The sequence below is a fragment of the Pseudomonas sp. 22490 genome (assembly GCF_052044465.1).
Taxonomy (GTDB): Bacteria; Pseudomonadota; Gammaproteobacteria; order Pseudomonadales; family Pseudomonadaceae; genus Pseudomonas; species Pseudomonas aeruginosa.
Window position 1 is genome coordinate 92,456 of sequence record NZ_JBQENS010000001.1, and the last position, 13,344, is coordinate 105,799.

At 66.9% G+C, this 13,344-nt stretch carries 12 protein-coding genes; all 12 read left to right on the top strand.

Annotated elements, in window-relative coordinates; all coding sequences use genetic code 11:
* Positions 1–24 precede the first annotated feature (24 nt).
* Positions 25–948: a branched-chain-amino-acid transaminase gene (gene ilvE / locus ACTJJX_RS00370; protein ID WP_003095783.1), complete on the top strand. Its 924-nt coding sequence runs from the start codon at positions 25–27 to the stop codon at positions 946–948.
* A 59-nt stretch (positions 949–1,007) separates the two neighbouring features.
* The gene (gene waaF / locus ACTJJX_RS00375; RefSeq protein ID WP_003109905.1) at positions 1,008–2,045 is read left to right on the top strand and encodes a lipopolysaccharide heptosyltransferase II; all 1,038 of its coding nucleotides are present in this window, start codon (positions 1,008–1,010) and stop codon (positions 2,043–2,045) included.
* Positions 2,042–3,109 carry a lipopolysaccharide heptosyltransferase I gene (waaC, locus tag ACTJJX_RS00380; RefSeq protein WP_003116147.1) on the top strand — a complete coding sequence of 356 codons (1,068 nt, stop codon included), beginning with the start codon at positions 2,042–2,044 and terminating at the stop codon, positions 3,107–3,109. Before waaF ends, waaC begins: the two co-directional genes overlap by 4 nt.
* The gene (locus tag ACTJJX_RS00385) at positions 3,106–4,227 is read left to right on the top strand and encodes a glycosyltransferase family 4 protein (protein ID WP_023082433.1); all 1,122 of its coding nucleotides are present in this window, start codon (positions 3,106–3,108) and stop codon (positions 4,225–4,227) included. The genes waaC and ACTJJX_RS00385 overlap by 4 nt, the downstream gene beginning before the upstream one ends.
* Complete coding sequence (gene rfaP / locus ACTJJX_RS00390) at positions 4,224–5,030, top strand: lipopolysaccharide core heptose(I) kinase RfaP (RefSeq protein ID WP_003114553.1); 807 nt, start codon at positions 4,224–4,226, stop codon at positions 5,028–5,030. Before ACTJJX_RS00385 ends, rfaP begins: the two co-directional genes overlap by 4 nt.
* Positions 5,030–5,764, top strand: coding sequence for a lipopolysaccharide kinase InaA family protein (locus ACTJJX_RS00395; protein ID WP_003095773.1), 735 nt, complete (start codon positions 5,030–5,032; stop codon positions 5,762–5,764). The genes rfaP and ACTJJX_RS00395 overlap by 1 nt, the downstream gene beginning before the upstream one ends.
* Positions 5,761–6,519, top strand: a complete 759-nt coding sequence (locus ACTJJX_RS00400) for a lipopolysaccharide kinase InaA family protein (RefSeq protein WP_003095770.1) — start codon at positions 5,761–5,763, stop codon at positions 6,517–6,519. Before ACTJJX_RS00395 ends, ACTJJX_RS00400 begins: the two co-directional genes overlap by 4 nt.
* Positions 6,516–7,994, top strand: coding sequence for a lipopolysaccharide kinase InaA family protein (locus ACTJJX_RS00405; RefSeq protein WP_003123597.1), 1,479 nt, complete (start codon positions 6,516–6,518; stop codon positions 7,992–7,994). Before ACTJJX_RS00400 ends, ACTJJX_RS00405 begins: the two co-directional genes overlap by 4 nt.
* A gap of 103 nt (positions 7,995–8,097) precedes the next feature.
* Entirely contained in the window at positions 8,098–9,855 is a 1,758-nt protein-coding gene (locus ACTJJX_RS00410; RefSeq protein WP_003095766.1) for a carbamoyltransferase family protein, read from the top strand.
* The gene (locus tag ACTJJX_RS00415; RefSeq protein WP_003109898.1) at positions 9,839–10,975 is read left to right on the top strand and encodes a glycosyltransferase; all 1,137 of its coding nucleotides are present in this window, start codon (positions 9,839–9,841) and stop codon (positions 10,973–10,975) included. Before ACTJJX_RS00410 ends, ACTJJX_RS00415 begins: the two co-directional genes overlap by 17 nt.
* Entirely contained in the window at positions 10,969–11,865 is an 897-nt protein-coding gene (locus ACTJJX_RS00420) for an antimicrobial resistance protein Mig-14 (protein ID WP_003114550.1), read from the top strand. Before ACTJJX_RS00415 ends, ACTJJX_RS00420 begins: the two co-directional genes overlap by 7 nt.
* 3 nt (positions 11,866–11,868) lie before the next feature.
* Positions 11,869–13,287 (top strand): PIG-L deacetylase family protein, encoded by a 1,419-nt coding sequence (locus tag ACTJJX_RS00425; RefSeq protein WP_016852208.1) that lies wholly within the window; start codon positions 11,869–11,871, stop codon positions 13,285–13,287.
* Positions 13,288–13,344: the final 57 nt, after the last annotated feature.

The window sequence follows — 13,344 nt, forward strand, 5'->3', positions numbered from 1 at the left end:
GAATATCTGAAGGAGCTGGCAACTATGTCGATGGCCGATCGTGATGGCGTGATCTGGTATGACGGTGAACTGGTGCAGTGGCGCGACGCGACCACGCACGTGCTGACCCATACCCTGCACTATGGAATGGGCGTGTTCGAGGGCGTGCGCGCCTACGACACCCCGCAGGGCACGGCGATCTTCCGCCTGCAGGCGCATACCGACCGGCTGTTCGACTCCGCGCACATCATGAACATGCAGATCCCGTACAGCCGCGACGAGATCAACGAGGCGACCCGCGCCGCCGTGCGCGAGAACAACCTGGAAAGCGCCTATATCCGCCCGATGGTGTTCTACGGAAGCGAAGGCATGGGCCTGCGCGCCAGCGGCCTGAAGGTCCATGTGATCATCGCCGCCTGGAGCTGGGGCGCCTACATGGGCGAGGAAGCCCTGCAGCAAGGCATCAAGGTGCGCACCAGTTCCTTCACCCGCCACCACGTCAACATCTCGATGACCCGCGCCAAGTCCAACGGCGCCTACATCAACTCGATGCTGGCCCTCCAGGAAGCGATCTCCGGCGGCGCCGACGAGGCCATGATGCTCGATCCGGAAGGCTACGTGGCCGAAGGCTCCGGCGAGAACATCTTCATCATCAAGGATGGCGTGATCTACACCCCGGAAGTCACCGCCTGCCTGAACGGCATCACTCGTAACACTATCCTGACCCTGGCCGCCGAACACGGTTTTAAACTGGTCGAGAAGCGCATCACCCGCGACGAGGTGTACATCGCCGACGAGGCCTTCTTCACTGGCACCGCCGCGGAAGTCACGCCGATCCGCGAAGTGGACGGTCGCAAGATCGGCGCCGGCCGCCGTGGCCCGGTCACCGAAAAGCTGCAGAAAGCCTATTTCGACCTGGTCAGCGGCAAGACCGAGGCCCACGCCGAGTGGCGTACCCTGGTCAAGTAAGCACCGAAGAAGGGTGTGACAGGGAGGCGAAAGCCTCCCTGATCATTTCCGGAGCCTGAATGAGAATTCTGATCGTAGGTCCCTCCTGGGTGGGGGACATGGTGATGGCGCAGACCCTGTTCCAGTGTCTGCGCCAGCGGCATCCCGAGTGCGTGATCGACGTGCTGGCGCCCGAGTGGAGCCGACCGATCCTCGAGCGCATGCCCGAGGTGCGTCAGGCCCTGAGCTTCCCGCTCGGCCACGGGGTGATGGACGTCGCCACACGGCGCCGGATCGGACGCGGCCTGCGCGGTCAGTACGAGCAGGCGATCCTGCTGCCCAACTCGCTGAAGTCGGCGCTGGTGCCCTGGTTCGCCGGAATACCGAAGCGCACCGGCTGGCGCGGCGAGATGCGCTACGGGCTGCTCAATGACATCCGCAAGCTCGACAAGCAGCGCTATCCGCTGATGATCGAACGCTTCATGGCCCTGGCCTTCGAGCCGGGCGTGGAGTTGCCGAAGCCCTATCCGCAGCCGCGCCTGCGGATCGACGACGGCAGCCGCCAGGCGGCGCTCGACAAGTTCGCCCTGAGCCTGGACCGCCCGGTGCTGGCGCTCTGTCCCGGCGCCGAGTTCGGCGAGGCCAAGCGCTGGCCGGCGGAACACTACGCCGCGGTCGCCGAGGCGAAGATCCGTGCCGGCTGGCAGGTCTGGCTGTTCGGCTCGAAGAACGACCATCCCGGTGGAGAGGAGATTCGCCAGCGCCTGATTCCGGGGTTGCGCGAGGAGTCCTTCAATCTTGCCGGGGAGACTTCGCTGGCCGAGGCCATCGACCTGATGTCCTGCGCTGGCGCGGTGGTGTCCAACGATTCCGGCCTGATGCACGTGGCGGCCGCGCTGGATCGCCCGCTGGTGGGCGTCTATGGCTCCACCTCGCCGCAGTTCACTCCGCCGCTGGCGGACCGGGTGGAGATCGTCCGCCTCGGTCTCGAGTGCAGCCCGTGCTTCGAGCGCACCTGTCGCTTCGGCCACTACAATTGCCTCCGCGAGCTGCCGCCTGGCCTGGTATTGCAAGCCCTGGAGCGGCTGGTCGGCGACCCTGCCGAGGTCGCCGGATGAGGGTACTGCTGGTCAAGACCTCGTCCCTCGGCGACGTGATCCACACCCTGCCGGCGCTTACCGACGCCGCCCGGGCGATTCCCGGCATCCAGTTCGACTGGGTGGTGGAGGAAGGTTTCGCCGAGATTCCCGCCTGGCATCCGGCGGTGGCGCGGGTGATCCCGGTGGCGATCCGGCGCTGGCGCAAGAACCTCTGGCAGACCCTGCGCAACGGCGAATGGCGGCGCTTCAAGCAGCGCCTGAAGGAAGTCGACTATGACCTGGTGATCGACGCCCAGGGGCTGCTGAAGAGTGCCTGGCTGACCCGCTACGTGGGCAAGACGCCGGTCGCCGGTCTCGATCGCGACTCGGCGCGCGAGCCGCTCGCCAGCCGCTTCTATCGCCGTGCCTATCCGGTCGCCTGGGGACAGCATGCGGTGGAGCGCACGCGCCAGTTGTTCGCCCAGGCGCTGGACTACCCGTTGCCCGAGTCGGTCGGTGACTATGGCCTGGATCGCGAGCAGTTGGCCGACGCCGACCCTGGCGCGCCGTACCTGGTGTTCCTGCACGGTACTACCTGGGACACCAAGCATTGGCCGGAAGCCTACTGGCGCGAACTGGCCGAGCGCATGTGCGAGCGCGGCTGGTCGGTGCGCCTGCCCTGGGGCAGCGCCGCCGAGCGGGAGCGGGCCGGGCGCCTGGCGGCGGGGTTGGAAAATGCCGCGGTACTCCCCAGATTATCCCTGGCCGGCATGGCCAAGGTGCTTGCCGGCGCGCGCGCCTGCGTGGCGGTGGATACCGGCCTCGGTCACCTGGCGGCGGCGCTGGACGTGCCGACGCTGTCGCTGTTCGGCCCGACCAATCCTGGCTTCACCGGCGCCTACGGGCGTTCCCAGGTCCACCTGGGCAGCGACTTCCCCTGTGCGCCGTGCCTGAAGAAGACCTGTACCTACCAGCCGACCGAAGAGGATCGCAAACTGTTCGATCTCAAGCGTGAACAGCCGCTGTGCTTCACCCGGCTGAATCCCCAGCGCGTGGCCACCCAGCTGGAGGCCATGCTGCTGGCCCCGGAGACCCTCCGATGACCCTGGCGTTCATCCTCTACAAATACTTCCCCTTCGGCGGCCTGCAGCGTGACTTCATGCGCATCGCCCTGGAATGCCAGCGGCGCGGGCACGACATCCGCGTCTATACCCTGATCTGGGAGGGCGACGTGCCGGACGGCTTCGAAGTGCTGGTGGCCCCGGTGCGCTCGATCTTCAACCACCGGCGCAACGAGAAGTTCACCGCGTGGGTCCGCGCCGACCTGGACAGGCGCCCGGTGCAGCGGGTGATCGGCTTCAACAAGATGCCCGGACTGGATGTCTACTACGCCGCCGACGCCTGTTTCGAGGAAAAGGCCCAGACCTTGCGCAACCCGCTGTACCGCCAGTGGGGCCGCTACCGCCACTTCGCCGGCTACGAACGGGCAGTGTTCGACCCGGCCTCGAAGACCGAGATCCTGATGATCTCCGAGGTGCAGCAGCCGCTCTTCGTCAAGCACTACGGCACCCAGGCCGAGCGTTTCCATCTGCTGCCGCCGGGGATCAGCCAGGATCGCCGGGCGCCGGCCAACGCCGCGGACGTGCGTGCGGAATTCCGCCGCGAGTTCGGCCTGGAGGAGGACGACCTGCTGCTGGTGCAGATCGGTTCCGGCTTCAAGACCAAGGGCCTGGATCGCAGCCTGAAGGCGCTGGCCGCGCTGCCCAAGGCGTTGCGCAGGCGTACCCGGCTGATCGCCATCGGCCAGGACGATCCCAAGCCGTTCCTGCTACAGATCGCCGCCCTCGGTCTCAACGACCAGGTACAGATCCTCAAGGGGCGCAGCGATATCCCGCGCTTCCTGCTCGGCGCCGACCTGCTGATCCACCCGGCCTACAACGAGAACACCGGTACGGTGCTGCTGGAGGCGATGGTCTCCGGCCTGCCGGTGTTGGTGACCGATGTCTGCGGCTATGCCCACTACATCGCCGAGGCCGACGCCGGGCGGGTGCTGCCGAGTCCCTTCGAGCAGGACAGTCTCAACCGCCTGCTCGCGGAAATGCTGGAGGACGCTCCGGCGCGCGCCGCCTGGTCGCGCAATGGCCTGGCCTACGCCGATCACGCCGACCTCTACAGCATGCCGCAGCGCGCCGCCGATCTGATCCTCGGGGAGGCCTCATGAGGCTGGTGCTGGAAGAGCCGTTCAAGCGCCTGTGGAACGGGCGCGACCCGTTCGAGGCGGTGGAGGCGCTGCAAGGCAAGGTCTACCGCGAACTGGAAGGGCGCCGCACCCTGCGCACCGAGGTCGACGGGCGTGGCTACTTCGTCAAGATCCACCGTGGCATCGGCTGGGGCGAGATCGCCAAGAACCTGCTCACCGCCAAGCTCCCGGTGCTCGGCGCGCGCCAGGAGTGGCAGGCCATCCGGCGCCTGCACGAGGCCGGCGTAGCGACCATGACCGCGGTCGCCTACGGCGAGCGCGGCAGCGATCCGGCGCGGCAGCATTCCTTCATCGTCACCGAGGAACTGGCGCCGACCGTGGACCTCGAGGTGTTCTCCCAGGACTGGCGCGAACGTCCTCCACCGCCGCGGCTCAAGCGCGCGCTGGTCGAGGCGGTGGCGCGGATGGTCGGCGACATGCACCGTGCCGGAGTCAACCATCGCGACTGCTACATCTGTCATTTCCTGTTGCACACCGACAAGCCGGTGAGCGCGGACGATTTCCGCCTCTCGGTGATCGATCTGCACCGTGCCCAGACCCGCGACGCCACGCCGAAACGCTGGCGTAACAAGGATCTGGCGGCATTGTATTTCTCTGCGCTGGACATCGGACTGACGCGTCGCGACAAGCTACGCTTCCTGCGCACCTATTTCCGCCGGCCGTTGCGCGAGATACTGCGCGACGAGGCCGGCCTGCTGGCCTGGATGGAACGCAAGGCGGAAAAACTCTACGAACGCAAGCAGCGTTACGGAGACCTGCTCTGATGGCGGGGTGGACCCTCGAACCCGATTACCGTCACCTGGCCGCCGACTTCGGTAGCCTCGATAGCGTGTTCGCCCTGGAGGGCGAGCGCCTGACCCGCGACCCGTTGTCCGAAGTCATCCGCATCGAGCGCGACGGCGTGCGTTACTACGTCAAGCGCTACCGCAGCGCCGGCAAGGGCCTGCGCCGCTACCTGGCGCGACCGCGGATCAAGGCCGAGTGGCAGAACCTCAAGCGCTTCGAGAAGTGGGGCATTCCCACCGCCGAAGTGGTCGCCTGGGGGCTGGAGCGCAAGGCCGGCGCCTTCCAGCGCGGCGCCATGATCACCCGCGAGCTGCCGGGCACCGAGGACTTGTCGGTGCTCGCCTGCAACCGGGATCCGCGCCTGAAGGACCCGCGCTGGGTGGACGGCGTCAGCCGGCAGATCGCCAAGGCTACGCGCCTGATGCATGACCAGCATTTCACCCATAACGACCTGAAGTGGCGCAACCTGCTGGTGGACGACCAGCCGCTGGTGTATTTCATCGACTGCCCGAACGGCGCGTTCTGGTGGAGCTTCATGCTGCGCTATCGGATCACCAAGGACCTGGCCTGCCTGGACAAGGTGGCCAAGTACCACCTGTCGCGCACCCAGCGCCTGCGCTTCTACCTGCAATATCGCCGTCGCCGGCACCTGAACGAATCCGACAAGAAGCGTATTCGCCAGGTGGTGGCTTTCTTCGAGGGGCGCGAATGAGCGTTTTCATCGCCGCGCAGGACCACGACCTGCTCCAGCGCAACCGTCTGGACAGCTTCGACGCCCTGTGGGCCTTGCAGCTGGACGCCGTGGACGAACCGAATACCGAGCGGGGTGGCTGGAGCAGCGTCTACCGCCTCGACCTGGGCGACTCCGCCTACTACCTGAAGCGCCAGAGCAACCACCTGACCCGCAGCCTGCGCCATCCGCTGGGCGAGCCGACCTTCGCCCGCGAGTTCCGCAACATCGAGCGCTACCGGGCGCTGGGCATTCCCGCCCTGCAGGCGGCGTTCTTCGCCCAGCAGGCGGTCGGCGGAGAGCGCCAGGCGATCCTCCTGACCCGTGCCCTGGACGGTTGGCAGGACCTGGACACCTGGCTGGCGTCCTGGCACGACCTGGCCGAAGAGCGGCGCCGGGCGATTCTCCGGGCGGTTGGCAGGCTGGCGCGCCAGCTGCACGCCGCCGGACAGATGCATGGTTGCTTCTATCCCAAGCATGTATTCCTCCGCGAGGGGGCCGATGGTGTCTTCGAGGCCTGCCTGATCGACCTGGAGAAGACCCGCCCGATCTGGTTCGGCCGCCGCGACCAGGTCAAGGACCTGGAGCCGATGCTGCGCCGTGCCCCGGACTGGAGCGAAGCGGACGTGCACGAATTCATCTCCGCCTATGTCGACGAACCCCTCGACTCGGCCGAGGTCGAGCAGTGGTATCGCCTTCTCGACCAGCGCCGTCGGCGCAAGGAGTCGCGCCGATGAGACTGGCCGAACTGCAAGCCGCCGGGCGCCACCCGCAACTGCCATTGCGGGTGACCCTGGCGGATGGCGCTGGCGCTGCCGAACTGCGCCTGGACAGTCTGCTGCGGGTGCTGCCCGGGCAGCGCTACGTCGGTGCCGGCGAATGGCGTGGGCGCAAGGTGCTGGCCAAGCTGCTGGTGGGCGGCAAGGCCGCACGGCATTTCCAGCGCGAACTGGAAGGGGCGCGTCTGCTCGCGGCCCAGGGGCTGACCACCCCGGCGCTGCTGGCCGACGGGCTGCAGCAGGGCGAGGGCGGCTGGCTGCTGTTCGACTACCTCGACGCGGCGCAGAGCCTCGGTGACGCCTGGCGTGCGGTGGAGGCCCAGGCGCCGCTGGGCGATGCCCAGCAAGCGGTGCTCGGCGAAGCCCTGGCAGCCATTGGCGAGCTGCATGCAAAGGGCCTCTGGCAGGACGACCTGCACCTGGACAACCTGTTGCGCCACGCCGGCCGCCTGTATCTCATCGACGGTGGCGGCGTGCGTGCGGAAACTCCCGGCCAGCCGCTGTCGCGACAGAAAGTGCTGGAAAACCTCGGGGTGTTCTTCGCCCAGTTGCCGGCGCTCCTCGATCCTTTCCTGGAGGAGTTGCTGGTGCATTACCTGCTGGCCAACGGCGAGCATGCGCTGCCGCTCGAAGCCTTGCAGAAGGAAATCGCCAAGGTTCGCCGCTGGCGGGTGCGCGACCTGCTGAGGAAGGTCGGTCGCGACTGTAGCCTGTTCAGCGTCGTGCGCGGTCCGTTCCGCCTGTTCGCCGCCCGCCGCAGCGAGGCCGAGACGATGGCGCCCCTGCTGGCGGACGCGGACCGCCTGATCGCCGCCGGCCACGTCTACAAGGACGGCGGCGCGGCCACCGTCGCCCGGGTCGAAGCGAACGGCCGCACGCTGATCATCAAGCGCTACAACATCAAGGGCTGGGTCCATTGGCTGAAGCGCTTCTGGCGGCCGAGCCGGGCCTGGGCCTCCTGGCGCGAAGGCAACCGCCTGGAATTCCTCGGCATCGCCACCGCCCGTCCGCTGGCGATGCTGGAGCGGCGCTGGTGCTGGCTGCGCGGGCGCGCCTACCTGATTACCGATTATCTCGGCGGTCAGGATATAATCGCTCGTTTTAAGCCTTGCCTGGACATGCCCGATGGCGCCGTTTCGCCACCGGAAGCCGAGTTGGCGGCACTGGATCGGCTGTTTTCGACGTTGATCCGCGAACGCATCAGCCACGGCGACCTGAAGGGACACAACCTGTTCTGGCAGGCCCATGAACAAGGCGGCGAATGGGCGCTGATCGACCTGGACGCGATGCGCAAGCATCACAGCCAGGCGTCCTTTGCCCGCGCCTACGCCCGCGACCGCGCGCGCTTCCTGCGCAACTGGCCGCAGGACAGCGGCCTCTACCGGCTGCTGGAGCAACGGATTCCCCGCCTCGGCGACGCCGCCGGGGCTTGAACGACAAGCGACGACCACCGCCTGCGGCGGTCGACGAGTTAAACGAAAGCCGCGGTTGTCGGTCCCACTCCGCAACCGCGAGCTGCTTTGAAGAGGTTCTACCGTGGCATTGACCGTCCTAGGCCTGTCTGGCGCCGTAAGCCATGACCCGTCCGCCGCCCTGTACATCGACGGCAAGCTGGTCGCGGCCGTCGAGGAAGAGCGCTTCGTGCGCGACAAGCACGCGAAGAACCGCATGCCCTACGAATCGGCGAAGTTCTGCCTGGAGCAGGCAGGGATCGAGCCGGCCGATGTCGACGTGGTGGCGATTCCCTTCGCTCCCATCAGCATCATGGAAAAGGCCCGCTGGCACTACGCCAAGCGCTACGCCTACGCGCCGGATCGCGCGCTGGATGCGATCCTGCTCGGCAACCGCCGCTACAAGCGTTACTACAAGCGCATCGAGTGGTGCCTGCAGCAACTCGGCTTCGACCTGAAGAAAATCAAGATCCAGCCGGTCGAGCACCACCTTGCCCACGCCTCCAGTGCCTACCATTGCTCGGGGTTCAAGGAAAAGACCGCGATCCTCGGCATCGACGGCAAGGGCGAGTACGCCACCACTTTCTTCGGCTGGGGCGAGAACGGTAGGATCCACAAGATCAAGGAGTTCTACGATCCGGATTCGCTGGGCGGCCTGTACGGCGCGATCACCGAGTACCTCGGCTTCGACATGCTCGACGGCGAGTTCAAGGTCATGGGCATGGCGCCCTACGGTGACGCCAGCAAGTACGATTTCTCCCGTCTCGCCAAGTTCGAGAACGGCGAACTGGTGATCAACACCGACTATGCCAACGTCATCGGCTTCCGCCGCTACAAGGAGAAAGGCAAGGGCTACTACTTCTCGCCCAAGCTGATCGAGTGGCTGGGGCCCAAGCGCGAAGGCGACATCGCCGACGATCCCTACATCCATTACGCCGCGAGCATCCAGGCGCTGTTCGAGAAGCTCGCGCTGGAGATGATGGACTACTACCTCGGCGATATCATCCGCGAGACCGGCAAGGTCGCTTTCGCCGGCGGCTGCGCGCTGAACGTCAAGCTCAACCAGAAGATCATCTCGCGCCCCGAAGTGAAGGAGCTGTTCGTCCAGCCGGCGGCCAGCGACGCCGGCACCGCGGTCGGCGCGGCGGCCTACGTGTCGCACCAGCGCGGCGTGCCGGTGGAGAAGATGGAGCACGTCTACCTCGGCCCGGAGTATTCCAACGAGGACGTCATCGCCGCCTGCGCCCGTCACGAGGCCAGGCCGCAGTGGCAGAAGATCGACAACCGCAGCCGGCGTATCGGCAGGATCCTTGCCGACGGCAACCCGGTGGCCTGGTTCCAGGGACGCATGGAGTTCGGTCCGCGTGCCCTCGGTGGCCGCTCCATTCTCGGCTGCCCGAGCGTGCCGGGCGTGGCCGACCGGATCAATGCGCAGATCAAGTTCCGCGAGCGCTGGCGGCCCTTCTGCCCGTCGATGCTGGATACCGTCGGCCCGCAGATGTTCAAGATCGACCACCCGGCCCCGTTCATGACCTTCACCTTCGAAGTCAACGAAGAGTGGAAGGAGCGAGTGCCGGAAGTGGTGCACGAAGATGGTACCTCCCGCGCCCAGGTGCTGAAGCGCGAGTACAACCCGCGCTACTACGACCTGATGAAGGAACTGGAGAACCTCACCGGCAACGGCGTGGCCCTGAACACTTCGCTCAATCGCCGTGGCGAACCGATGATCTGCTCGCCGACCGACGCCCTGAACATGTTCTTCGGCTCCGATCTGCAGTACCTGATCATGGAGGACATCCTGGTCGTGAAGGAGGGCGTGGACTGGTATGACTCGGTCGGCTGAACCTCGCGTCCTGCAGTTCTGTCACGGCTACGACGGGCCTTTCCTCGACTGTGCCCGTCAGTACGCCAGCCTGTTCGCCGGAACCCCGTACAAGGTCACCACGGTGTTCCTCACCGGGCGTTCCGATCCTGAGGTGGCGGCGCGTTGCGCCTCCGACGAGGTACTGTTCCTCGAGTACGGCTCCAGGGACATCCGTGGCCTCAAGCTGAAGGCGATCCGCGACTTGCGCGAGATCGCCCGTTCGCGCGACTTCCGCTTCTGCATCGCGCACCGCTTCAAGCCGATCTGGATCGCCAGCCTGGCCACTCGTCTGCCGATCGTTGGCGTGCACCACGCCTTCGGCGATTACCAGCGGTTGTCGCGCAAGGTCTTCGCCGGCCTGATGAGCAAGCGCCTGAGCCTGCTGGCGGTGTCCGACGCGGTGCGCGACGATATCCGCCGTTGCCTGCCGAAGTGGCCGGCGGAGCGGATCGAGACGCTCTACAACCGCATCGACGTCGCTGCGCTGCAGGCCGAGCAGGTCGAGCGCCTGAGTGCGCGCCGGCAACTGCGCCTGCCCGACGAGGCCTGGGTGGTCGGCAACGTCGGCCGCCTGCATCCGGACAAGGACCAGGCTACCCTGCTGCGCGGCTTTGCCGCCGCGCTGCCGCGCCTGCCGCAGAACAGCCTGCTGGCGATCCTCGGCAGCGGCCGCCTGGAAGAGCAGCTCAAGGACCTGGCCTGCGAACTGGGTATCGGCGAGCGCGTGCTGTTCCTCGGCCAGGTCGAAGAGGCACGGCGCTACTTCAAGGCGTTCGACGCCTTCGCCCTGAGTTCCGACCACGAGCCGTTCGGCATGGTCCTGCTGGAGGCCATGGTCGCCGGTGTACCGCTGATCGCCACCGCCTGTGGCGGCGCCCGCGAAGTGGTGGAAGGGGTCGGCATCCTCTTCCCGCTGGGCGACGAGACGGCCCTGGCCGAGGGCCTGACCCACCTGGCGGCGCTTGACCGCCGCCAGCGCGAGGCCTGTGCGCGGCTCATGCTCGAGCGCTTGGAGACACGCTTCTCCGACGCTGCGGTGCGCCGCGAATTCTGGCGCCTGCCGACGATTGCCGGCTTCGCTTCGGAGTCTGCATGCTGAACAGGTTGCGCGCCTTCCGCGAACGCGGTTGGCGCGAAGTGGACGCGCCGACCTACGCCCAGGCCTGGCAGCGTTTCGGCGGCAGCGTCGCGACCCACCCGCTGGTGGTCGAGCAGCTCGCCGAAATGGCTGGAATCCCGGTGCGTTACCTGGGTTGGGAGAGCGCTGGCGAACTGGTTGCGGCGATCCCGACCTGGGGCCGCCACCTGGCGTTGTCCAAGGACGTGCTCAAGCGGCGCGGCAAGAAGGGCCTGTACGACCTGGGCAACGCCGAACTGATCCTGCCGGTGGCCGGCGATGCCCGCATCGCCCTCCGCCATGCGGGACGCTACCTGTCGGCGCTGCATGAGCGGAACATCGTCACGCTGCGCCCTCAGACCGAGCAACTGGCTTTCGCTCGTGCTCCCGAGGATTTCTCCAAGAAGTTCCGCTATAACCAGCGGCGCGAAGTGCGCCTGGTGGAGGAGGCCGGTGGCCAGGTGCGCCAGGCAGACAGCTTCGCCCCGGCCGAGTTCGCTGCCATCTATCTTGAACTGTTCCAGCGTCGCTGGGGTTTCCCTGCCACCGGCGCGGAGCGCATGGCCGAGGTCTTCGAGCGGCTGCGCGAATTGCTGCGCGGCTCGGTCCTGCTGCTCAACGACCAGCCCATCGCGGTCCAGGTACTGTATCGCGCCGAAGCGCCGGGCTGGCTCAGCGTCGAGTACATCAACGGCGGCGTCGATCCGCAGACCCGCGAGTTCAGCCCTGGCAGCGTGCTCAGTTACCTGAACACCCAGGCCGCCTGGGAGGATGCGCGAGCGCTGGGCAAACCCCTGCGCTATTCGTTCGGTCGCGCCGACCGCGAATACAAGGATCGCTGGTGCCATCCTTCTCCGGTCTTCCAGGTCTGAAGCATGAGCGCACGCAAGCAGCAGTTGCTCAAGCGTCATCGACGCAACAAGCGGATCGGCCTACTGGTTGCGCTGCTGGCATTGCTGGCCATCGGTCTGCTGGTCAGCCCCTGGTTGTTGCCGATCCTCCTCGTGGCCCTGTGGGTCGCCCACGAAGCCTGGTTCGCCGATCACCTGTTCTATTCGCCGGGCGAGGACTACCGCTACCGTTTCGCGGAAGGGGTCGAGTCGCTGCCGGTACGCCTGGCGGATGGCCGTCTGCGAGTCGACGGTGAGCTGCGCGAAGGCGATACGCTGGTGCTTGGCATCGGCGTGCGCGCTGGCTGGCTGGGGCGCTTCCTCGAACCCTCGGTGCTGCTGGAAGGTGGCGCGGAGGCCGATGCCCAGGCTTTCGAACGTGGGGTGAACGGCTTGCGCTACCTGAACCTGACGGGACTGGCCGGGCCGCTGGGCGAGGGCCGGATTCGCCTGCGCGGCCGGCATTGCCGGCTGGTCGGCGAACCGACCCTGTGGCGTGCGCGCCATCCCGACTACCGTGATCGGCGGGTGATGGTCATCGCTCCGCATGCCGACGACGCCGAGCTGGCCGCCTTCGGCCTCTACAGCCAGGCTCGCGAGGCCTGGATCGTGACCCTGACCGCCGGCGAGATCGAAACCGAGCATTACCGCCGCATGGGCCTCGACGGAATAGCTGCGGCGCGCCTGAAGGGCCGCCTGCGCGCCTGGGATAGCCAGGCCGTGCCGACGTGGGGTGGGGTGCCGGCCGAGCGCTGCGTGCAACTGGGTTATTTCTGCCTGCAATTGCCTGCCATGCAGGCGAACCCGGGCGAGGTGGTGCCGTCCCGTGAGGCCGATCTCGCCGATATCCGTCCGTTCCGCCAGTTCAACCGCCTGCGCCTGGCCAGCGATGCCGACGGCCTGTCGACCTGGAACAATCTGCTGGCCGATCTCCGCGAGCTGATCCTGCTGGCACGTCCCGAGGTCATCGTCCTGCCTCATCCGCATTTCGATCCGCACCCGGACCATGTCCGCGCCCAGGAGGCTGTGCGCGAGGCGCTCCAGGGCCTGGACTGGCAGCCGCAGGCATTGTTGCACTATGCCAATCACCTGCACGACAACGATCGCTGGCCGATGGGCGATGCGCACATGGGGGTCAGCCTGCCACCGCTGACCGAAGAATGCTCGCCGCTGCTGCCATGGACGCTGGCGCTGGAGCGCACGCGCCAGGTGGACAAGGCCATGGCCTTGGGCATGATGCACGACCTGCAACCCAGGCCGCCGTTCAAGCGCCGTCTGCGCCGCCGTCTGCAGGGCTGGCTCGCCGGGCGTCGCTGGCCGGCTTACGGCGAGGACGAGTTCATGCGCAAGGCGGTGCGTCGGCACGAGTTGTTCTGGGTGGAGTCGCTGGATGGGGAGGCGTGATGCTTGGGTCGAGCGTTCGGCAAGGTTCGAGCCGCCATGCTGCTTCGGAGCAGCCGC

Excerpts from the sequence above, each read along its gene's own strand:
- ACTJJX_RS00425 (WP_016852208.1), top strand. The coding sequence starts at position 11,869 with ATGAGCGCACGCAAGCAGCAGTTGCTCAAGCGTCATCGACGCAACAAG.
- waaF (WP_003109905.1), top strand. The coding sequence starts at position 1,008 with ATGAGAATTCTGATCGTAGGTCCCTCCTGGGTGGGGGACATGGTGATG.
- ACTJJX_RS00385 (WP_023082433.1), top strand. The coding sequence starts at position 3,106 with ATGACCCTGGCGTTCATCCTCTACAAATACTTCCCCTTCGGCGGCCTG.
- ACTJJX_RS00400 (WP_003095770.1), top strand. The coding sequence starts at position 5,761 with ATGAGCGTTTTCATCGCCGCGCAGGACCACGACCTGCTCCAGCGCAAC.
- ACTJJX_RS00420 (WP_003114550.1), top strand. The coding sequence starts at position 10,969 with ATGCTGAACAGGTTGCGCGCCTTCCGCGAACGCGGTTGGCGCGAAGTG.
- ilvE (WP_003095783.1), top strand. The coding sequence starts at position 25 with ATGTCGATGGCCGATCGTGATGGCGTGATCTGGTATGACGGTGAACTG.
- rfaP (WP_003114553.1), top strand. The coding sequence starts at position 4,224 with ATGAGGCTGGTGCTGGAAGAGCCGTTCAAGCGCCTGTGGAACGGGCGC.
- ACTJJX_RS00415 (WP_003109898.1), top strand. The coding sequence starts at position 9,839 with ATGACTCGGTCGGCTGAACCTCGCGTCCTGCAGTTCTGTCACGGCTAC.
- ACTJJX_RS00395 (WP_003095773.1), top strand. The coding sequence starts at position 5,030 with ATGGCGGGGTGGACCCTCGAACCCGATTACCGTCACCTGGCCGCCGAC.
- waaC (WP_003116147.1), top strand. The coding sequence starts at position 2,042 with ATGAGGGTACTGCTGGTCAAGACCTCGTCCCTCGGCGACGTGATCCAC.
- ACTJJX_RS00405 (WP_003123597.1), top strand. The coding sequence starts at position 6,516 with ATGAGACTGGCCGAACTGCAAGCCGCCGGGCGCCACCCGCAACTGCCA.